Raw genomic sequence first — 21,007 nt, 5'->3', positions numbered from 1 at the left:
TCATGGCACGCGAGTACGAGCCACCGGTTCAGGAGCGCGGCGGCGTCCGGCGCGAGCGGGACGAGGTCCCCTTCGAGCCCGGCATCGACGCCTCTTTCGGCGACCGGGGCGACGGCCCCTTCGGTCCCGCAGTCGAGGAGCGTCCGCCGGGTCGCCCGCGCGGCGGCCAGCGCACCAGCGGTTCCGACGATCTCGTCGACCGGGCGCGCAGGCTGGCCAGGGGCGTGAGCGGCGACTCGCGCGTCGACACCGGATCCGCCTCCGACCGGGAGCACAGGGCCGCGGGCGAGGAGCGGCGACCGCGTCCCGGCGCCGGGCGCGCGGGCGGCGCCCGCTCCGATCGGACCGAGCACGGGCGTCCGCACGTCGAGCCCGGTCGCGGCGCGAATCGCGGTGCGCCGCGCCAGGACCGGACCGGCGGATACCGTCCCGACCGTGCGGGCCTGCCGCGCGCCGAGCGTCCCGCCGCGCCGCCGGAACGGGTGACGCCGCGCCAGGAGCGCGGGGGTCCGCTGCGCGGCGCGCCGAGGCAGGGGCGTCCGCAGCCGCGCCAGGACAAGGTGGACCACACCGCCGACCGCGCCATGGGCACCCCGCCGCTCGACAAGGCGGCGCGGCGCGCGAAAGCCAAGGCGGACAAGCGCAAACAGTCCGGTCCGCCGCTGCTGGACGCGGCGACGAGAGCCAAACTCGAGCAGATCAGCCGCGAGGGTTCGGGGGTGCGCGCGGCGTGGGCCACCTTCCGCGTCCGCACCGACGACATCCGCAGGCGCAACTACGCCGCGCGCGCCGAGCAGACCATCGAGGACGGATTCGACCGCAGCACAGCGCAATTGACCGACCGCGGCTACGCGGGCGCGGGCGGCGGCCGGATGAACGTGGTCGGCAGGCCGGTGGAGTACCGCGCCACCACCGCGCAGGTGGCCGGGCTGTGGCCGTGGTCGGTGGGCGCGGGCGCGCCGCTGATCGGCACGCCGCTCGGTTCGCACCTGCACACCGGCGCACCGGTCTGCTTCGACCCGATGAACTGGTTCCTGCGCGGCAGTTTCATCACCGCGCCGAGCCTGTTCGTGCTCGGCCTCAACGGTTTCGGCAAATCCTCGCTGGTGCGCCGGATCGTGCTCGGCGGCATCGCGCAGGGCATCACCCCGCTCATCCTCGCCGACGTGAAACCGGACTACCGCCGGATGGTGGAGTTGGTCGGCGGTCAGGTCATCGACCTCGGCTACGGGCACGGCAAACTCAATCCGCTGGCCGCGGGCGTCCTCGGTTCGGTGGTGCCGCGCCTCGACGAATTCCCGGTGCTGCAGACACAGGTGCTCCAGGACCTGCGCGCCAGGCAGGTCACGCTCATCGCGGGCCTGGTGGAACTGGTGCGCGGCGCGCGGGTGCGCGACTACGAGGAGACGCTGATCTCCACCGCCCTGCGCATCCTCTACCAGCCCGGCAGCGGTTACACCCCGGACCAGCCGCCGATCATGGAGAACCTGCTCGAGGTGATCGTCGCGGGCGGCGAGGAGTTGATGCTCGACGCGGGCGCCGACGACCCGAACGAATACCAGAACGCCATCAAGGGGCTGCGCCGTTCGCTGCGCGCGCTCACCCAGGGTCCCTTCGGCGCGATCTTCAACGGCCAGACCTCGGTGCCCATCGACACCGGCTCGGTCGCGGTCTGCATCGACGTCTCGCACATCCCCACCGGCGACAAGAAGCTCAAGGCCGCGGTCATGCTGGCCTGCTGGGCCGACGGATTCGCCTCGGTGGAGGCGGCGCACGTGCTCGCCGACGCGAAACTCGGCCCGCAGCGCTACTTCCAGGTCGTGATGGACGAGCTGTGGCAGGTGCTCGGCCTCGGCGACTTCATGGTCGACCGCGTTGACGAGCTGACGCGCCTGCAGCGCAGCATCGCCACCGCGCTCATCATGATCAGCCACACCATCAAGGACCTCCAGTCGCTCGGCACCGAAGCCGCCATCGCCAAGGCGCTCGGCTTCCTGGAACGCGCCCGCGCCAAGATCTTCGGCGCGCTGCCCGCCGAGGAGGTCAAGCGCCTCGATTCGACGGTGCCTTTCACCTCCGCCGAGGAGGAGATGGTCACCGGATGGTCGGCGCCGCAAGCACTCACCGGCGAGGCACTCAAGCCGGGGCAGCAGCGGCCATCGCCGCCCGGCACCGGCAAGTTCCTGCTCAAGATCGGTGAGGACCGCCGTCCCGGCATCCCCTTCCACATGGAATTCACGATGTCGGAGAAGGAAAGCGGCATCCACGACACCAATCAGCGCTTCAGTGAGTTCACCGAATCCACCAGGCGCGACAAGGATTCGCCGAGCGGGAGCGCGGCATGAGCGAGCGGGCCGCGCACCGGAGGGGGACGGGCGGGAGACGTGGTGCGCGATGATGCCGCAGCGCTCCTATCGCAGGGTCTCGCCCGAGGTGCGTAAGGCCGCTGTCGAGCAGGTGATCGCGCTCACCGAGAGTCTCAGCAGCGAGTCGGAGGCGTGCCGGGTGGTGGCCGATCAGATCGGCGTGCACACCAATTCGGTGCGCAACTGGGTCCGCGCCGCGCAGGGGTCGAGTCCGGAACGAATGGACGCGACCGCGCTGCGCCGCGAAGTGGCGCTGCTGCAACAACAATTGGCCGCCGCAGCGGAGATGAACCGCGCGCTGGCCGACACCCTCAACGAATCCCGCCGCCGCACGTGAGCGCCAAAGGCGTCCTGTGGGCCGCGATGGGCGCGGTGATCGGGCTGATGGCCGTGGTGCTCGTCATCGTCATGCCCGCTGTGGACGATCCGTGCGAGGGCGCCTCGGTGCTCGGCTCGCGCTCGGCGCTGCCCTCGCTCGGCGGCAGCGTCCCCGGCGACGCCACCGCGGCCGCGAACGTGACCACCGGCGCGACCGCGCGCGCGACCGCCACCGCGACACCGTCGCTCGCCGCGGGCGCGGGCCCGCTGCGCCGCACGCTGCCGCTGGCGACCGGTACTTTCTCGATTTCGGACACCTTCGGTTCGCGCGGCGGCGAACACAAGGGCGTCGACATGGCGGCCCCCGACGGCACGCCGATGTTCTCGGTCTCCGACGGCCGCGTCGTCGCCGCCGGTCCCGCTTCGGGTTTCGGCAACTGGATCGTGGTGGATTCCGTCGACACCAACGGCCGGTCCTATTCGGCGGTGTACGGGCACATGTGGGACAGCGGTGTGCTGGTGCGCGTCGGCGACACGGTGCGCGCGGGCCAGCAGATCGGGCTGGTCGGTTCCGCGGGCCAATCCAGCGGTCCGCACCTGCATTTCGAGATCGTGCCGGGCGGGCGGTTCACCGGCGGCCGCCAGATCGACCCGATGCCATGGCTCGACGGCGCGCCGACCCCCGACCTCGGTGGCGCGCAGTGGTATTCGACCGATCCGCGGTGCAATCTCGGCTTCGGCAGCGCGGGCGGCGCACTCGCACCGGGCAAGGTGCCCGCCGAACTCGAGGTCTGGTACCGGCGCGCGGGTTCGATCTGCCCGCAGATCACCTCCTCGGTGCTGGCCGCGCAGGGCCGCCAGGAATCCGGATTCCGGCGCGGGGCCACCTCGCCCGCAGGCGCGCAGGGCCTTGCCCAGTTCCTGCCCGGCACCGCCGCGTCCATCAATCCCGACGACGGCAGACCGTATGTGATCGACGCCGACGGCAACGGCGTCGCCAGCGTGTGGGACGACGGCGACGCCATCATCGGCCAGGGCCGCTACATGTGCGCGATCGCGCACAAGATCCAGCGGTGGCAGGCCGAAGGATCGGTGCAGGGCGATCTCACCGCGCTCACCCTGGCCGCATACAACGCGGGCGAGGGCGCGGTGCTCGCCTCGGGCGGCATGCCCAACCAGTACGCGGCGCACTATTCCGAAACCCAGCCCTACGTGCGCAATATCCTCGCGATGGAGCCGCAGTACCGGGCTGCGGGGTCCACCGGCCGGTTCACGCCGGGGGAGGGCGATCAGGGCGAACAGATCGTCGAGGCGGCCCACGAATGGCTCGGCACACCCTACGTGTGGGGCGGCGGCGGACCGCAGGGCCCCACCGGCGGCGGACTCGACGGTCCCGGCCTCACCTCGGCCGCGGTCTTCGCCGCCTCCTCCGGTTCGGTGACCTTGCCGCGCACCGCCGAACAGCAGTGGGAATCGGGCAGCGAGGTGTCGATGAGCCGGGCGCGACCGGGAGATCTGGTGTTCAGTTCGTTCGGTCCGCGCGGGCCCGCGCAGGTCGGCGTCTACGCCGGTCAGGGGCGCATGATCCAGGCCGTGCCCGCCGCGCCGGGACGCGGCGGCGGTGGCGTCGGTGAGGTCGCGGTGCCGGGTGACGCCCGGCTGAGGAGGGTGCTGTGAGCGCTGTCGAGTTCAGCGGCCGCGAATACCCGGTCCCGCGTGGGCGGTTCGGGTGGCATCGCCGGTCACGGCGGTTAGCCTTGAGTAATCAGGGAACGACGCGCGCGCGACTGGTGGTGATGCTGGTGTCGATCGTGTTGGTGCCGCTCGCGGGTTGCGGAAGCGGCGACGAAGAGGGCGTCTCGTCGAACGGCGCGGCGTCGACGACCAGAATTCTGGAGGCCGCGCCCGCACCCGATCCGGTCACCCCCGACGGTGTCGCGGTGGCGGCGCTGACCGAGATCTACAGTTGGCGCCCGGCCGAGGAGTCCCAGGACGCCTCGTTGGCGCGGGCGCGAAAGTGGTTGGGGCCGAGCCTGATCCGAGTGGTCGACACCGCCGCCGCGGACGCGCCGAAACCGACCCTGCAATGGTCGGACTGGGCGGCGGCCAAGGCGACGGTGCGCGCGTTCACCTTCGCCTCGGGCGAGCGACCGCCCTCGGGCGGCGATCCGAACCTGGAGCAGTACAAGATCGGGATCGAACAGACCGTGGTCTACCCGAACGGGCGCTCGGAGCAACTGCCGCCGACCACGGTGATCGCGACCGTGGTGCGCACCGCCGATGGCTGGCGGCTCGACGCCTTCCGCTGATCCACCCAGACATTCACCACCGCACGGCAATTCGAGGAGGCACAGATGGCGAAGAAGAAAAAGGTACAGGATCCGGCCGCCACCGGACCCGATTACAGCCTGTACGCCGTCTACGCGGGCTTCGCGGTGTTCGGAACGCTGTATATCGCACTGCATCTGGGCAGTATCTTCACCACGCCGAGGCAGAAGATACCGCTCAACCCGATCGACATCCTCGCGCGCATGGTGCGCGGCGACCTGCACTGGCCCATCGCCTCGACGGTGCTGGTACTGCTGGTGATCGCGGCCGTGATCGGCTACCTCGTCCTACGCAGGCGCGCCGCGACCAGGGCGACCATCGGCAGGCTGCCGGTGGACGACAAGGCCGACGTGATGGGCAACGGCGGCGCCATCGCGTCGCTGACCGAGTCCGGCGTGCGGGACAAGGCGAGGCAACTCGGCATCCGGCTCGGTTCCGAGGACACCCCTGGCGTGCCGATCGGGATCGGCGTGGCCGACGGCCAGATGCTCTACGGCTCCTACGAAGACCTGCACATCGACATCTGGGGCCCGCGCCAGGGCAAGTCGACCTCGCGGGTGATCCCGGCGATCCTCACCGCCATCGGGCCGGTGCTCGCGACCTCGAACAAGCGCGACGTGGTCGACGCCACCCGCGACGTGCGGGCCGAGAAGGGAAGCCCCACCTTCGTCTTCGACCCGCAGGGCGTGGCCGCAGAGGAACCGACCTGGTACTGGGATCCGTTGAAGTGGGTCGACCCGAGCAGCCCCGGCTACGAGATGCGCGCCGCCAGGCTCGCGGGCCATTTCGCCGACAGCGACGACGGCTCCGACGCCAAAGGTGACGCGTTCTTCGACCCCGAAGGCGAGGATCTGCTCGCGGGCCTGTTCCTGGCCGCCGCCGTGAAGAACCACCCGATCACCAAGGTGTGGGAGTGGGTCACCCATCCGACCGACGAGACGCCGATCGCGGTGCTGCGCGCCGCCGGTCACGAATTCAGCGCCGACGGTCTCGCCGGGCAGTACCACGCCGACGAACGCACGCGCAGCGGTGTTTTCAGCACCGCGAAGAAGATGGTCCGCTGCCTGAAACTGACCAACGTGCACGACTGGGTGACACCGGGCACGACCACCCTCGCCAGCGGACATCAGGTGCGGCGCGGGCTGTTCGACGAATTGCAGTTCATCGAAGCCAACGGCACCCTGTACAGCCTGTCGCTGGAAGGCCGAGGCTCGGCCGCGCCGCTGGTGAGCGCGCTCACCGAGGCCGTGATCGACGTGGCCATGCGCAAGGCGTCGCGCTCGCGCGGCGGGCGCCTCGAGATCCCGCTGCTCGCGGTGCTGGACGAGGCCGCGAACGTGGTGCGCTGGAAGGATCTGCCCAAGCAGTACAGCCACTTCGGCTCGCGCGGCATCGTGGTCATGACCGTGTTGCAGTCCTGGGCGCAGGGCGCGCGCTGCTGGGGTGACGACGGCATGTCGGCGCTGTGGTCGGCGGCCAACATCAAGGTGCTCGGCAGCGGCGTCGACGACACCAACTTCCTGCGCGACCGCTCCGAGGCGCTCGGCGAATACGACGCGATCTCCCAGTCGGTGTCGGAATCGTCGAGCGGCAAGAGCTATTCGCGCTCGCTCGGCTCGTCGAAGACGTTCTCGGTGAACGGTCTGGCGACCTTGCCGCGCGGGCGGGTCATCGTCTTCTCCTCGGGCGCGCCGCCCGTTCTGGTGCGCACGGTGGCCTGGTGGGAAAGCGAATACGCCGCCGATGTCGAGCGGTCCATCGCCAAACACGACCCGTCGGAGAAGGTCAGGATTCCCGCCATCACCGATCTGGCGGCCAAGGCGCAGGCGGGGGCGGCGGATCCGGTCTCATTGCACAAGGACCCGTCGAGCAGTGCGCTGCCGCGCGGATACCGGCAGCCGGAGGAGGTGCAGCCGCAGTGAGCATTCAGCAACCGAAATTCGCCGATGTCACCGGATTCGTGGAGGGCTACCTCGGCCAGATCTATCAGCGCCAGGTCAACGACTCCCACACCAGGGTGTGGTGTGAGCAGTGGTGGCGACATCCCGAGGCCGCCGCACGCCTGGACGCGCTGTGGCGGTCGTGGGAGCAACTGCATCGCGACGAGCGCGGCGGCCTGAGCCACTGGCTGCTGCAACACGCCGACCCGCACATGGATCGCCTGTTCGATCCGCGCGGCACCTTCAAATACTGCAGTGTGCGCCACGGTCACGTTGACCGGATCGAGCCGCTGAAGACCGAGCCGTCACCGCCAGAACTGGTGAAGGGGATGGCCGAGGGAGGTCCCGACTGGTTCTATTCGACCGTGGTGGAATTCGTCGAGGAGTACCTGACGAAGATCTATCGCCGACAGGTGGTCGACGTGAGCGGCATCGTGTGGTGCCCGCAGTGGTGGCGCCACCCCGAGGCATTCGTCCGGCTCGAGGCGCTGTGGCGCGCGTGGGAATACTGGCGCACCAACGCTTCCGTCGGCCTCAGTACGTGGTTCCTCGAACACGCCGACCCGCAGATGGCGAAGCTGTTCGACACCTCGGGCCCGTTCAAGTACTGCGACGTGCGGAGCGGACATCAGAGCAATCCGTCGCCGCTCCCGATCACGTCCGAACTGGAGGGCATGTTCACCGAGCCCCCCGGCCTCGGCGAGGTCATTCGGTGACCTAGCGCGTGCGTTCGAGCCCGCGGGCGAGTTCTTCCTCGCGGGTCAGCCCGGAGCGCGGCGCTTCCTTCTGGCGCGCGTTGGCGGCATCCTCCACGGAGGCGCCCTGACCGACCTCGACCAGCATGCGCACCGCAGCGAGTTCGGGCGCGACGCCGATGCGCGCCAGATGCGCCGCTATCGCGGTGCGGCGTTCGGGCGAGTCGTAGCGGATCTGCGGCATGGCCGCCGCGGCGGAGGAGGTCGCCATCCGGCTCACCTCGTTCTCGGGGCCGCGCTCCTTGGACAGCGAGAGCCCGACACTCGGCGTCGGAATCTTCATCATGCGTTCGAGTTCGGCGTTGCGCGGATCCTTGGCCTTGGCCTCGCGGGCCTCGCGGATCTGGAGCTCCCTGGCTTCCTTCTGCCGCGCTTCGGTGATCTTCACGCGGGCCTCGGCCTCTTTCTGGCCGCGTTCACGGGTGCGCAGGGCGATGAGGGTGGCGAGCGACAACATCGTCTTCATGATGGCCGCTGTCTCGCCGGTGATGTCGTCCAGTTCTTCGGCCATTGCTGCTCCCCGAATGCGCAGTGTCACTACGGATGGTGGTCACTATGGATGGTGTTGTCGTTACGGACGCCGCCGGACGGACGCGTGATCCGCGACGGCGCCCCGCCTGCATGACGTGGGACGTCGGGAGCACCCGTGCCGTGACGTATCCCCCGGATGTAGGGGACAGTCCGTGAGGATGGTCACGCCCACGCGAACTCCTCCTTCGAGATTACCTCGAAAAGTTCGAACACAAGTGTGTACGGACGAGCCTCGAACAGCATATAGCGCGTGTTTCGCGTGCGCACGGAATGTGTCGCGCCTCGCTCGGCGCGGGCGGCGCCTCAGCGGTCCAGGCGAACCGACTGGATCGTCACCTGTGTATTGGGTTTGCCGTCGCCGGGACCGTTGGAATTGTCCTGACCACCCTGCGCGATCTTGTCCAGGGTCTTCAGCGAGTTCTCGTCCACGGTGCCGAAAATCGTGTACTGGGGCGGAAGTTCGGAATCGCCGTACACGATGAAGAACTGGCTCCCGTTGGTGGCCATGCCGTCGAGACCCGTCGATCCGGCGGAGCTGTTGGCGTTGGCCATGGCGAGGACCCCGCGCTTGTAGGCGACCGAGGCCGGGATGGTCGGATCGTTCGGCGCGTACTGATCGGTCGGGTACTCGTTGTCGAATTCGTAACCGGGACCGCCCATTCCGGAGGCGACCGGATCGCCGCACTGGAGCACCTTCAGCCCGTCGGTGGCCGTCATCCGGTGGCATGAGGTGTCGTTGAAATAGCGCTGGTCAACCAGATTCATGAAACTGTTCACCGTGCAAGGTGATTCGGCGTTGTTCAAGGTGAGGCCGAGCGGGCCCGCGCTGGTCTCCACGCTCAGGCTCACCTTCGCGTCGTTGCCCGTGGTCGGCACCTGCGTGCGCTCCGGCTTGTGCACCGGCTTGTCGGCGGGCCTGCGGCCGTCGCGGTAGTCACAGGTGACTTGCGCGGGCTTGGCCTTGGCCGCGGGCGGGGGCGCGGAGGTGAGCGAGGCGTCCTTCGGTTCGGCGGCGGTGTTGTCGGCGTCGTCGCCTTTGGTGAGGAAGTAGACGCCGGTGACGGCGGCCACCACGATCACGACGCCGAGAGCCGAACCGGCGATCGACAGTCGCTTGCGCTTGCGTGCCCGCTCGGCACGCGATGCCAGCTGGCGCTCCAGCTTGCGTTTCGCCGCTGCTCGTCGCTGTTCGTTGCTCGGCACTGACACGTCCTCCCGTGATCCGGTCCTGTCGGTGCAACAGTGTGCCATCCCTACCTTAGAGTTCCCTCGCGTTCCTCCCGCCCGAGGTCGAACGGGCCGGACTCGGGCGCGTCGAGAACCGGTTGGACTCGAGGGGGCGCGGTGGTGGAAACTGGACCATCGTGACCAAGACCAGCAGCTTCACCGCCCCGAAGGGGGTTCCCGACTACGTCCCGCCCGCGTCGGCCGAATTCGTCGCGGTGCGCGACGGGTTGATCCGCGCCGCGACCCTTGCGGGCTACGGGCATGTCGAGCTGCCGATCTTCGAGGAGACCGCGCTGTTCGCGCGCGGCGTCGGCGAGTCGACCGACGTGGTCAGCAAGGAGATGTGGACCTTCGCCGACCGCAACGGCCAGAGCTTCACCCTGCGCCCTGAGGGCACCGCGGGCGTGATGCGCGCGGTCATCCAGCACGGCCTCGACAAATCGGCGCAGCTGCCGGTGAAGCTGGTCTACGCCGGCCCCTTCTTCCGCTACGAACGCCCGCAGGCGGGCCGCTACCGGCAGTTGCAGCAGGTCGGCGTCGAGGCCATCGGTGTCGATGATCCGGCGCTGGACGCCGAGGTCATCGCGGTCGCCGACGCGGGTTACCGCGCCCTCGGCCTGCGGGACTTCCGCCTCGAGATCACCTCGCTCGGCGACGAGACGTGCCGCCCGCAGTACCGCGAACTGCTCCAGGAATTCCTGTTCGACCTGCCGCTGGACGAGGAGACGAGGCGCAGGGCCGCGATCAACCCGCTACGGGTACTCGACGACAAGCGGCCCGAGGTCAAGCAGCTGACCGAGCGGGCGCCGCTGATGATCGACCACCTGTCCGAATCGGCCAAATCGCACTTCGAACAGGTCCTCGGCTACCTGGACGCGCTCGGCGTGCCCTACGTGGTGAATCCGCGCATGGTGCGCGGTCTGGACTACTACACGAAAACCACCTTCGAATTCGTCCACGACGGACTCGGCGCGCAATCCGGCATCGGCGGCGGCGGCCGCTACGACGGACTGATGGCCGAACTCGGCGGCGCGGCGCTCTCGGGCATCGGCTTCGGCCTCGGCGTCGACCGCACGGTGCTCGCGCTGCGCGCCGAGGGGCGACCCGCGGGCGATACCGCCACTTGCGCGGTCTTCGGCGTCCCGCTCGGCGACGCGGCCAAGCAGCGGCTCATGGTGCTGGCGGCGCAACTGCGCGCGGCGGGCATCGGCGTGGATCTGGCGTACGGCGGTCGCGGGATCAAGGGGGCCATGAAGGCCGCCGATCGCTCCGGCGCGAAGTTCGCCCTCGTGCTCGGTGACCGGGATCTGGCCGAGAACACCGTCGGACTGAAGGACATGGCGACCGGTGATCAGCGGCAGGTTCCGCTGGACGAGGTCGCCGCGATCCTGGTGGCGGATCTCGCAGGCTAGCGCCTCGGTGCAGGCCGCTTGAACCGCAGTGGATCGATGGCCCCCGACCGCATGGCGGATCTCGCCGGTTGGCGCAGAGGTGCCGGCCGCGCCGGATGAGGTCGCCGCGATCCTGGTGGCGGATCTCGCCGGCCGGCGCGGTAGGTGGCGGCGTTGGATGAGGTGGTGCGATCCGGGGGCGGAGTTCGCCGGTTGGCGCCACGGTGTCGTCCACGCTGGACGAGGTGGTCGCGATGGTGGTGGCTGAGTTCGCCGGCTAGCGCGGCGGTACCGGCCACTCGCCGCCCCCGCGGTGAGTAATCTGGCCCGCGCGCCCATGGGGCACATCCACCGCCACGGTGCCGCCCGCTTGAACCGCAGTGGATCGATGGTCCCCGACCGCATGGCGGATCTCGCCGGCTAGCGCCACGGTGCTGGCCGCGTTGGATGAGGTGGCGCGATCCTGGTGGCGGTTCTCGCTGGCCGGCGCGGTAAGTGGCGGCGTTGGATGAGGTGGTGCGATTCGGGGGCGGAGTTCGCCGGCTAGCGCGGCGGTACCGGCCACTCGCCGCCTCCGCGGGGAGTAATCTGGCCCGCGCGCCCACGGGTCATATCCACCGCAGGCCGATACCTCGGGCCCGCGGCCGGCGGGTGCGCGAAGTGTGGAGGTAGTGGCGGTGCAGGGGAGTTCGGCGGACCGGGGGAGTGCGGGGGACGCGCGGGCCGTCGCGGCGGTCGGACTGGACCTGGTCGCTCCCGAGGTCTATGCCCCGATGCTGCGCAAACTGGCGTTGGCCTCGACCGGCGCCGGGATCGGCGCGGCGTTGCTTGCGGCCACCGTGGCGCACTGGCCGATCGCGGTGCTCGTCGGCATTGTGATCGGGGCGCCGACCCTCGGGTACGCGCTGGCCGCGCGGCGCAGGCGGATGTGGCTGTCCGGGAGCGTGATCCATTCCCGGCGGCTGTTCGGAGAGCACCGGGTCGACCTCGCCGCGGCCACCGGGGTCGAACTCCTCGTGTATCCGGCGCGGCTGAGTCGGGTCGCGCTGCGCGTCACCGCCGGAGCGGAGACCGGCACCGTGCCGCTGGCCATGTACACCGACGCGGGCAGCGGTCGCGAATTGCACCCGCTGGGCCTGCGCAAGCTGGCCGACGCGCTGGCGACCAGTGAGTCGGCCGCGGCGGTCGCGGTGTCCTCGGTGCTGATCCGCCAGCTGCGGGCCGAGGCGCGCGATGCCGGACTCGAGCAGCGCCCGCTGTACGCGGCGGTGCGGCTGGCCAGGGCCCAGGACGTGGTCTCGCCGCTGGTTCTCACCGATCGCGAGGTCGCCGACCTGGGCTGACCCGAGGGCCGGTCGGACTACTGTCGCGTAGCTCACGCATGGCTTTCGGGGTCGGTGAGACTCGATAGGGTTGATGGCGGAGTTGTCCACCGATACGAGGAGTCCCCGTCGTGAGCACCGTTCGGAACGCGCCCGTCACCGTCGCCGTGACCGGAGGGGCGGGCCAGATCGCCTACGGTCTGCTGTTCCGCATCGCGTCCGGTGCGCTGCTCGGCTCCGATACGTCGGTGCGGCTGCGGTTACTCGAGATCCCGGCCGCGGTCGCCTCCCTGGAGGGCGTGGCGATGGAACTGGAGGACGGCGCGTTCCCGCTGCTGGAATCGGTCGACATCAGTGATGATCCCTGGGTCGGATTCGACGGCGCGAACATCGCCCTGTTGGTCGGCGCGCGCCCGCGCACCGCGGGCATGGAGCGCGGCGATCTGCTGGCCGCCAACGGCCCGATCTTCACCGCGCAGGGCCAAGCGCTCAACGGTGTCGCGGCCGCCGACGTGAAGGTGCTCGTGGTCGGCAATCCGGCCAATACGAACGCCTTCATCGCCATGAGCAACGCCCCCGACATCCCCGCCGAGCGCTTCACCGCGATGACGCGCCTCGACCACAACCGCGCCATCGCCCAGCTGGCGAAGAAAACGGGTGCGCCCGGCGCCAGGATCGCGCGCGTCGCGATCTGGGGCAACCACTCGGCCACCCAGTATCCGGACATCACCCACGCCACCATCGACGGCCGCCCCGCGCTCGAGCTGATCGACGATCCGGCCTGGGTGCGCGAGGATTTCATCCCCACCGTCCAGCAGCGCGGCACCGCCATCATCCAGGCAAGGGGCGCGTCCTCGGCCGCGAGCGCGGCCAGCGCCGCCATCGACCACATCCACGACTGGGCACTCGGCACCCCGGCGGCTGACTGGACGTCCATGGCGGTCCCGAGCGACGGATCCTACGGCGTCCCCGAAGGCATCATCAGCTCGTTCCCCGTCACCTGCGCCGATGGCGGCTATTCGATCGTCGACGGCCTCGACCTCGACGAGTTCTCCCGCGCGCGCGTCGACGCGAGCGTCGCCGAACTCGAACAGGAACGTGACGCCGTCGTCGACCTCGGCTTCGCCAAGCGCGGCTGAGCGCACTTCGCCCGATCCAGGGGCCGGCCACGCGATGCGCGTACTTCCTCGGCCCTTGCGTCCCGGTCGGCTCGCTCGAGCCGACCGGGGACGGTGCCCCGTGGTTATCCGCCTACGGTCCAGGTCTCACGGCCGTTGAGCAGGGCCTGGAGCGAATCCGGACCCACCGGCTTGCGTTCGCGCGCGGTCGCGTTCTGCGCGCGCACACCGTCGTCGTAGGTGGGGCGGCTGACGCTGCGGAAGATGCCGGTCACCACGTGGTCGAGGTTCTGGTCCGAGAGCCGCGACAGCGCGTATGCGTATTCGGGGTCGTCGGCGTAGGCGTCGTGCACCACGATGTCGGCCTCGGCCACGTCGGTGGTGCGCGCCACCGTGAGGCCGAAGCCCTTGCGCACCACCGCGAATTCGCCGTCGGCGCCGAAACGCACCGGTTCGCCGTGGCGCAGCGGGACGAGGTGGTCGGCGGCGTTGTCGCGGCGCAGCGCGTCGAAGGAGCCGTCGTTGAAGATCGGGCAGTCCTGCAGGATCTCCACGAACGAGGTGCCGCGGTGTTCGGCCGCCGCGCGCAGCACCTCGGTCAGGCCCGCGCGGTCGGAGTCCAGTGCGCGCGCCGCGAAGGTGGCCTCGGCCCCGAGGGCGATCGAGAGGGTGTTGAACGGATGGTCCACCGACCCCATCGGCGTCGATTTGGTGATCTTGCCCGGTTCCGAGGTGGGCGAGTACTGGCCCTTGGTCAGCCCGTAGATCCGGTTGTTGAACAGCAGGATCGTCATGTTCACGTTGCGGCGCAGCGCGTGGATGAGATGGTTGCCGCCGATGGAGAGCGCGTCGCCGTCACCGGTGACAACCCACACCGATAGATCGGGTCGGGTGACCGCGAGTCCCGTAGCGATGGCGGGCGCCCGACCGTGGATGGAATGGATGCCGTAGGCCTCCAGGTAGTACGGGAAGCGGCTCGAGCATCCGATGCCGGACACGAACATCAGGTTCTCGCGGCGCAGGCCGAGTTCGGCGAGGAATCCGCGCACGGTGGCGAGGATCACGTAATCGCCGCAGCCGGGGCACCAGCGCACCTCCTGATCGGAGGTGTAGTCCTTGACCTTCTGCTTCTCCGGTGAGGTCGGCACGCCGGACAAGCCGGTGAGGCCGAGATCGGTCCCGATGAGCGAGGTTTCGACGATGGTCATCTCACTGTCCCCCGGTGGTGGGTGCGGCGGCGGCATCGCCGTCCGGTGTCGTGCGGTAGGTGGCGCGCGCCCGCGCGGCGAAACCTTTGTCCTGCTCCAGCTCCGCGAGCGAGCCGTCGAGCGCCGCGTCGATGACGCCGACGAGTTCCTGGGCGGAGAAGGCGGTGCCCGCGATCTTGGTCCACGGCTTGACGTCGACGAGGTACTTCGCGCGCAGCAGCAGGGCGAGCTGGCCGCCGTTCATCTCCGGGGCCACCACGACGCGGTAGCGGCGCAGCACCTCGCCCAGGTTCGCGGGCAGCGGATTGAGGTGCCGCAGATGCGCCTGCGCCACCGGGACGCCGCGGCGGCGGGCTCGGCGGCAAGCCTCGCCGATCGGGCCGAACGAACTGCCCCAGCCGAGCACGAGCAGTTCGGCGCGCCCGTCCGGATCGTCGACCTCCACGTCGGGGACGGCGATCCCGTCGATCTTGGCCTGCCGCAGCCGCACCATGAGTTCGTGGTTGGCGGGATCGTAGGAGATGTTGCCGCTGCCGTCGGCCTTCTCGAGGCCGCCGATGCGGTGGGCCCTGCCCTTGGTGCCGGGCACCGCGAGCGGACGCGCCAAGGTCTCCGGGTCGCGGGCGTATGGCTGGAAATCCGACTCGTCCTCGGCGTCGGGTTCGTAGGCCGGATCGATGGGCTCGAGCGTCGCGACGTCCGGGATCGACCAGGGTTCCGAACCGTTGGCGATCGCGCCGTCGGACAGCAGCAGAACCGGCGTGCGGTAGGTGAGCGCGATGCGCGCGGCCTCGACCGCGGCGGCGAAGCAGTCGGCGGGTGAGCGTGGCGCGAGAACGGCCACCGGCGACTCGCCGTTGCGTCCGTACAGCGCCTGCAACAGGTCGGCCTGTTCGGTCTTGGTCGGCAGGCCGGTGGACGGCCCGCCACGCTGCACGTCGACGATCACCAGCGGCAGTTCCGTCATGACCGCGAGGCCGATGGTCTCGCTCTTGAGCGCGAGCCCCGGCCCTGACGTGCTGGTGACCCCGAGCGCGCCGCCCACCGCCGCGCCGAGCGCCGCGCCGATGCCCGCGATCTCGTCCTCGGCCTGGAAGGTGGTGACGTCGAAATTCTTGTGCTTGCTCAGCTCGTGCAGGATGTCGGAGGCCGGGGTGATCGGGTAGGTGCCGAGGAATACCGGCAGCTCGGCGAGCCTGCCCGCCGTCACCAGGCCGTAGGCGAGCGCGGTGTTGCCGGTGATCTGGCGATAGGTGCCCGGCGGCAGGGTGGCGGGCGCGATCTCGTAGGTGGTGGCGAACGCCTCGGTGGTCTCGCCGTAGTTCCACCCGGCCCGGAACGCCAGCACATTGGCTTCGGCGATATCGGGTTTGGCGGCGAACTTCTCCCGCATGAACTGTTCGGTGCCGCCGATCGGGCGTCCGTACATCCAGGAGAGCAGCCCGAGCGCGAACATGTTCTTCGCGCGCTGCCCGTCCTTCTTGCCGACGCCGGTGGACTCGGTGGCGCCGAGGGTCAGCGAGGTCATCGACACCCGATGCACCGTGAAATCCGCGAGGCTGCCGTCGTCGAGCGGGTCGGCGGCGTAGCCGACCTTGGTCAGGTTGCGCTTGGTGAACTCGTCGGTGTTGACGATGATGGTGGCGCCGCGCGGCAGCTCGTCCACGTTCGCTTTCAGCGCGGCCGGATTCATCGCGACCAGCACGTCGGGTTGGTCACCCGCGGTGAGGATGTCGTAGTCGGCGATCTGGATCTGGAACGACGACACGCCCGGCAGCGTGCCCTGTGGCGCGCGGATCTCGGCCGGGAAATTGGGCTGGGTGGCGAGATCGTTGCCGAATGCCGCCGCCTCGTGGGTGAATCGGTCGCCGGTCAGCTGCATGCCGTCGCCGGAGTCACCCGCGAACCGGATGACGACTTTCTCCAACTTCGCTGTGCCGATATCACTTTGGTGCGAGACCATGTGCCTGCTTCACTTCCTCGTCGCGTGAGAGGGTGCCAGTGGCCAAAGTACTCCGACACCGGCCCGGCGTGCGGGCGAAGCGCGGGTTGGATGTGGAAATCCGATCGCGCGTTCCCGGACGGGCCGCTACCGGGCGAACAACGTCTGCTGAGCGTCCTCGACCTCGTCCGGAGCGACGGGCGGGCTCGGCTCGGTGCGCGCGGGCGGGGTCAGGCCGTGGTGTCGCAGCAGCGGCGTGACCCGGTCGCGCAGCAGGCTCGCGTAGTCCGGGTGCACGTAGGCGCCGTTGCCGTAGAGCCGCCGATACCGGCGCAGCAGGGCCGGATGGTGTTCGGCCAGCCAGGTCAGGAACCAGCCGCGGGTGGCGCCGCGCAGGTGCATCGGCATGGTGATCGCCGAGCGCGCGCCCGCGGCGGCGATCTCGCCGAGCAGTTCGTCCAGGTCGGCCCGGCTGTCGGTGAGGTAGGGGATGACCGGGGCGACCATCACGTTCACCGCGAAACCGGCTTCGGCCAGCGCGGCGACCATGTCCAGTCGCGCGCGGGGGGAAGGCGTGCCGGATTCCAGGCCTCGGTGCAGGTCGGGGTCGAGGATGGCGATCGATACCGCGATGCGCACCGACACCTGGCGCGCGGCTTCGGTGAGCAGCGGCAGATCGCGGCGCAGCAGGGTGCCCTTGGTGAGTACGGAGAACGGCGTGCCGGATTCGGTGAGCGCGCCGATGATGCCCGGCATGAGCCGGTAGCGGCCCTCCGCCCGCTGGTACGGGTCGGTATTGGTGCCGAGCGCCACCGGTTCCCCGCGCCAGGACCGGCGCCGCAGTTCCTTGCGCAGCACGGCGGCGACATTCGTCTTGACCACGATCTGGGCGTCGAAATCGCGGCCCGCGTCCAGGTCCAGGTATTCGTGGGTCGGGCGGGCGAAGCAGTACCTGCACGCGTGCGAACAGCCGCGCATGGGATTGACGGTCCAGGTGAACGGGAGGCCCGCGTTCGCGTGCACCTTGTTCAGCGCGCTCTTGCAGAGCACCTCGTGGAAGGTGATGCCGTCGAATTCGGGGGTGCGGACGGAACGGACGAAGCCCGACCTGGCCAGGCCGGGCAGTGCGCCGTCGTCGGCGTCCACACTCTGGTTCTGCCACCGCACACCCTCAGTCGAACATGTGTTCTATTCGGGTGTCAAGCGATCTCGCCCGCCGCGCTGCGGAGGAACGGCCGGGGATCGGCGAAGAACGAGACCAGGTCGCGCACCGTCTCGTCGGTCGATCGCGGTCGGTAGCCGAGGTCGCGTTCGGCCTTGCCGTGGTCGACGACCGGCGCCGAGATCAGCGCGCCGAGCGCGGCGCGCGAGACGATGTCGGTGCGCAGCATCCGGCCGATCGGGGCGAGCACCGGAATGAGGCCGCCGACCACCTTGGGGGAGATCGTGAACCTCGGTCCCTTCGTGCCGCCGTGCGCCGCGGCGAGGCGGCACAATTCGAGCATCGAGATCATTGCCCCGCCGAGCAGGTAGTTGTGCCCGGTCCGCCCGTGTTCGCCCGCCAGGATCAGGCCCTCGGCGACGTCGCGGACGTCGACCAGGTCGAATCCGCCGCCGATCATCGCCGGGATCCGGCCCGCGGCGGCGTCGCGCATGGTGCGGTTGATCCGCGACAGCGGCGCGCCGAAGTCGGCCGGGCCGAAGACGCCGGTGGGGTTGCACAGCACCGCGTCGAGTCCGCGGTCGATCACGGCGCGCAGCGCCACCTCGCCCGCCCATTTGGACCGGTCGTAGACGGGCAGCTTCGGATCGGTGGAGCGCGCCGAGTTCTCGTCGATGTGGCCGCCGCAGGCGTACTGGTCGAAGGCGTGGATCGAGCTGGCGTGCACCAGGCGGCGGACGCCGACCGCGAGCGCGGCGTCGGCGACCACCCGCACGCCCTCGGTGTTGACCCGCCACGCCAGGTCGTTGCGGTCGGCCAGGGTGATGACCGCGACCAGGTGGTAGACGATTTCGGCGTCGGCCAGCGCGGCGCGCATCGAGTCGGGGTCGAGGACATCGCCCGCCACCCAGGTGACATCCGACCGTGCCGCGCCGTCGGGGACGACCCGGTCGATCGCGACGACCTGATGGCCTCGCTCGACCAGCAGGGGGAGCAGATTCGTGCCTAGGTAGCCGGCTGCGCCGGTCACTGCGACCTTCATGTCACCGACATTAGTAGAACGTGTTCTTGTTTGTAACAGGTTCTAGTTTTTTCGCCGAAAGGTGGTGCGCGGAAAATCGTGGCGAGATCGTCGCTGCGCGCGCGGCCCGGCGTCGGTTATATTGAGGCCCAACCGTAACGATCTGCCGTGCTGGGAGTGCGGGGCTGTGGGAAGCGGTGCAGGGCACTGATGTTCACGACGATTTGGGGGGCAACTCGATGAGTGACGATCTCTCGGTAGACACCGAGGCGGTCCAGGCGTTCGCCGCCGAGAACGCGGGGATCTCGACGCAGCTCGCCGCCGCGGGCAATTTCGACGCGGTAGGGCAGGTCGCGGCACTCACCCCGGTATTCGGTCTCATCGGCGGCGACTATCTGTTGAGTTTCGCGGCCGCACAGGTTCTGCAGGCCAAGGACATCAACGATCTGTCCGCCAAATTCAACAATCTGTCGTCCAAGGCGTTCACGGCGGCATTCCGGTTCGAGGACACCGATCAAGGCAACGCGGGCGAGATCAACGCCAACGGCGCCGAGATCTGAGCAAGGGGGATGGATTCGATGGAAACCGGACTCAGTGGCGTGATCGCCCCCGTCGACGAAGGTGTCGCGGCCGTCGCGCACGCCGCCGACGACGCCAATCAGATCGTCGCTGCGGCCATCCAGAGCGTGCCGCAGGCGATCCAGGATCTGCCGCTGCCGCAGCTGCCCGAGGACATGGCGCCGATCGAAGCGCCGGAATTCGTGCTCGCCAGGAAGATCAGCGAGGACTCCCATAACGGAGCCGCCGTACCCGCAGGCCTGTCGGGCCTCGGCGGCGGCGCGGGCGCACCCGAGGCCCACTCGGTGCTCGGCGGCGCGCCCACCGATGTGTCGAGTCTGCTCGGCGGCGCCGACACCGCCATCAGCCACGCGGTCGCCCAGGCCAACACCGCGGCGCAGGGTGCGCTCGCGCAGGCCAACGGGGTGCTCGGGGGCGCGCTGGGCGGCGGTGCGGCGCAGGCCGCGCAGGCGGGTCAGCAGGCCGCGAGCGCACTGCCCTCGGTCTCGATGCCCGCACTGCCCGCCGACCCGGTCGCCGCGCTGATGAGCGGCCTCGCGCTGCCCGCGCTGCCCGGCGTCGATCAGCTGTTCAAGCCGATCCTCGACCTGCTCAGCAGTTTCGGCACCGGAATCCTCGGCGCGCTCGACCCGACCAAGATCATCAGCGCGTCCTCGGAGATCATCGAAACCGCCATGCAGGTCGGCAAGGGCAGCATGGCCACCGTCGAACAGGTGTGGGAGGGCCAGGCGGCGCGCAGCGCGCAGGCCGCCAGCCAGGAGGCCACCGCGCAGGGGCAGGAGACCAGCAAGCGCGGCTTCGACATCTCCGGTCTCACCGAGGCGGCCGCCTCCACCGTGCAGACCGGTAACGGCCAGCTCGTCGGAGTCGCGAGCTCCTTCGCGACCCAGGCCGTCGCGCTCGCACCGGTGATCTTCACCCCGCCCGCCCAGACGGCGCTGATCGCCACGGCGACACAGCATCTCGGCAATGCCGTCGGCATCGTGAACGCCACCCGAGGCGATCTGGCCGGTAAGACCGCCGAACTGAACGGCATGGTCGCCCAGCTGCTCGGTCAGAGCGGTCTGCCCGCACCGGAAGAGGTGGCCCAGGCCGCCATCCAGAACATCGGCGAACCGCTGCTCAACGAGGCGCAGGACTCCGCGACCAAATCTGCGGGCATCGGCTCGGACTCGTCGTATTCGCCGCAGCTCGGCTCGAATTCGCCGACCACCCCGCAGTCGGCCGGACACGGCAGCGGCACGGGCACCGGCGTGCTCGGCCCGCTCGGCACCGCGCGCACCGGCGGCGGTTCGGGCGCGCGGGTCGGCGGTGGCGGTGGTTCAGGGGCGGGTGCGGGCTCGGGTTCCTCGGCCAAACTCGGCGTCGGAACACCGGGCGCGACGGTCTCCCCGCTGCGCGGCGCCACCGGCATTCCGGGCGCGTCGATGGGTACCGGCGCCATGGGCGGGTCCACCGGCACGGCGGGTTCCGGCAACTCCTTCATGGGCGGGCCCGGCGCGGCCGCCGGGCAGCGCGGCGGTGAGGACGATCAGCACTCGCGCACGGTGGCGCCCTACCAGAGCCGCACGGGCAACGACGATCTGACGGGTCCGCTCGGCGAGTCCACCCCGGATGTCATCGGTGCGCCGCACTCCGACGAACTGCTGTCCGACTACGAGCAGGACCAGTTCTGAACCGCTGGCAGGTGTAGCTAGAACAGCGCTGTAGCAAGAACAGAGAAGTGGGGGGGGGCGGGGGGGGGGGGGGGGGGCGGCGCGCGGGGGGGGGGGGGGGGGGGCGGCGGCCGGGGGGGCGCC

At 70.0% G+C, this 21,007-nt stretch carries 17 protein-coding genes; 11 read left to right on the top strand and 6 right to left on the bottom strand.

All coding sequences use genetic code 11. The features are described from left to right. The first annotated feature begins 2 nt into the window (after window positions 1-2). The 6 genes from IT779_RS01460 to IT779_RS38675 all read left to right on the top strand — a co-directional run bounded on the left by IT779_RS01460 (window position 3) and on the right by IT779_RS38675 (window position 7,668). The gene (locus tag IT779_RS01460) at window positions 3-2,345 is read left to right on the top strand and encodes a hypothetical protein (RefSeq protein ID WP_196147285.1); all 2,343 of its coding nucleotides are present in this window, start codon (window positions 3-5) and stop codon (window positions 2,343-2,345) included. 49 nt (window positions 2,346-2,394) lie between these two features. Further along, entirely contained in the window at window positions 2,395-2,703 is a 309-nt protein-coding gene (locus IT779_RS01455; RefSeq protein WP_196147284.1) for a transposase, read from the top strand. Then, complete coding sequence (locus IT779_RS01450; RefSeq protein ID WP_196147283.1) at window positions 2,700-4,361, top strand: peptidoglycan DD-metalloendopeptidase family protein; 1,662 nt, start codon at window positions 2,700-2,702, stop codon at window positions 4,359-4,361. Before IT779_RS01455 ends, IT779_RS01450 begins: the two co-directional genes overlap by 4 nt. A gap of 80 nt (window positions 4,362-4,441) precedes the next feature. Beyond that, entirely contained in the window at window positions 4,442-4,993 is a 552-nt protein-coding gene (locus IT779_RS01445) for a hypothetical protein (RefSeq protein WP_232541344.1), read from the top strand. 45 nt (window positions 4,994-5,038) lie between these two features. Continuing rightward, window positions 5,039-6,934: a type IV secretory system conjugative DNA transfer family protein gene (locus IT779_RS01440; RefSeq protein WP_196147282.1), complete on the top strand. Its 1,896-nt coding sequence runs from the start codon at window positions 5,039-5,041 to the stop codon at window positions 6,932-6,934. Beyond that, window positions 6,931-7,668: a DUF4913 domain-containing protein gene (locus IT779_RS38675; protein ID WP_332838603.1), complete on the top strand. Its 738-nt coding sequence runs from the start codon at window positions 6,931-6,933 to the stop codon at window positions 7,666-7,668. Before IT779_RS01440 ends, IT779_RS38675 begins: the two co-directional genes overlap by 4 nt. Window position 7,669: 1 nt before the next feature. On the opposite strand, the gene IT779_RS01425 is transcribed toward IT779_RS38675, so the two are convergent. After that, entirely contained in the window at window positions 7,670-8,218 is a 549-nt protein-coding gene (locus IT779_RS01425; RefSeq protein ID WP_196147281.1) for a hypothetical protein, read from the bottom strand. A gap of 323 nt (window positions 8,219-8,541) precedes the next feature. Continuing rightward, on the bottom strand, window positions 8,542-9,441 hold the full coding sequence (locus IT779_RS01420) for a peptidylprolyl isomerase (RefSeq protein ID WP_196147280.1): 900 nt from the start codon (window positions 9,439-9,441) through the stop codon (window positions 8,542-8,544). A 161-nt stretch (window positions 9,442-9,602) separates the two neighbouring features. Here IT779_RS01420 and hisS point away from each other — a divergent pair, with 161 nt between their 5' ends. The 3 genes from hisS (at window position 9,603) to IT779_RS01405 (ending at window position 13,317) form a co-directional block, all read left to right on the top strand. Then, window positions 9,603-10,877, top strand: coding sequence for a histidine--tRNA ligase (hisS, locus tag IT779_RS01415; protein WP_196147279.1), 1,275 nt, complete (start codon window positions 9,603-9,605; stop codon window positions 10,875-10,877). A gap of 656 nt (window positions 10,878-11,533) precedes the next feature. Next, window positions 11,534-12,199, top strand: a complete 666-nt coding sequence (locus IT779_RS01410; protein ID WP_196147278.1) for a hypothetical protein — start codon at window positions 11,534-11,536, stop codon at window positions 12,197-12,199. 110 nt (window positions 12,200-12,309) lie between these two features. Then, window positions 12,310-13,317 carry a malate dehydrogenase gene (locus IT779_RS01405; protein ID WP_196147277.1) on the top strand — a complete coding sequence of 336 codons (1,008 nt, stop codon included), beginning with the start codon at window positions 12,310-12,312 and terminating at the stop codon, window positions 13,315-13,317. A gap of 104 nt (window positions 13,318-13,421) precedes the next feature. Here the strand turns inward: IT779_RS01405 and IT779_RS01400 are convergent, their stop codons facing one another. From IT779_RS01400 to IT779_RS01385, 4 genes are all read right to left on the bottom strand, one after another. Further along, window positions 13,422-14,504: a 2-oxoacid:ferredoxin oxidoreductase subunit beta gene (locus IT779_RS01400; RefSeq protein ID WP_196147276.1), complete on the bottom strand. Its 1,083-nt coding sequence runs from the start codon at window positions 14,502-14,504 to the stop codon at window positions 13,422-13,424. A gap of 1 nt (window position 14,505) precedes the next feature. Beyond that, on the bottom strand, window positions 14,506-16,467 hold the full coding sequence (locus tag IT779_RS01395; RefSeq protein ID WP_196147275.1) for a 2-oxoacid:acceptor oxidoreductase subunit alpha: 1,962 nt from the start codon (window positions 16,465-16,467) through the stop codon (window positions 14,506-14,508). Between the two features lie 126 nt (window positions 16,468-16,593). Further along, a complete protein-coding gene (locus IT779_RS01390) occupies window positions 16,594-17,613 on the bottom strand; it encodes an Rv2578c family radical SAM protein (protein WP_196147274.1) in 1,020 nt (339 codons plus the stop codon). A gap of 32 nt (window positions 17,614-17,645) precedes the next feature. Next, window positions 17,646-18,650, bottom strand: a complete 1,005-nt coding sequence (locus IT779_RS01385) for an NAD-dependent epimerase/dehydratase family protein (RefSeq protein ID WP_196147273.1) — start codon at window positions 18,648-18,650, stop codon at window positions 17,646-17,648. A 218-nt stretch (window positions 18,651-18,868) separates the two neighbouring features. Between IT779_RS01385 and IT779_RS01380 the strand changes: the two genes are divergently transcribed. Beyond that, window positions 18,869-19,189, top strand: coding sequence for a type VII secretion target (locus tag IT779_RS01380; protein ID WP_196147272.1), 321 nt, complete (start codon window positions 18,869-18,871; stop codon window positions 19,187-19,189). Window positions 19,190-19,198: 9 nt separating this feature from the next. Further along, window positions 19,199-20,884, top strand: a complete 1,686-nt coding sequence (locus IT779_RS01375) for a hypothetical protein (RefSeq protein ID WP_196147271.1) — start codon at window positions 19,199-19,201, stop codon at window positions 20,882-20,884. Window positions 20,885-21,007: the final 123 nt, after the last annotated feature.

It is taken from the genome of Nocardia bovistercoris (assembly GCF_015674855.1).
GTDB lineage: Bacteria > Actinomycetota > Actinomycetes > Mycobacteriales > Mycobacteriaceae > Nocardia > Nocardia bovistercoris.
This window is presented reverse-complemented; position numbering and strand designations above follow the sequence as displayed.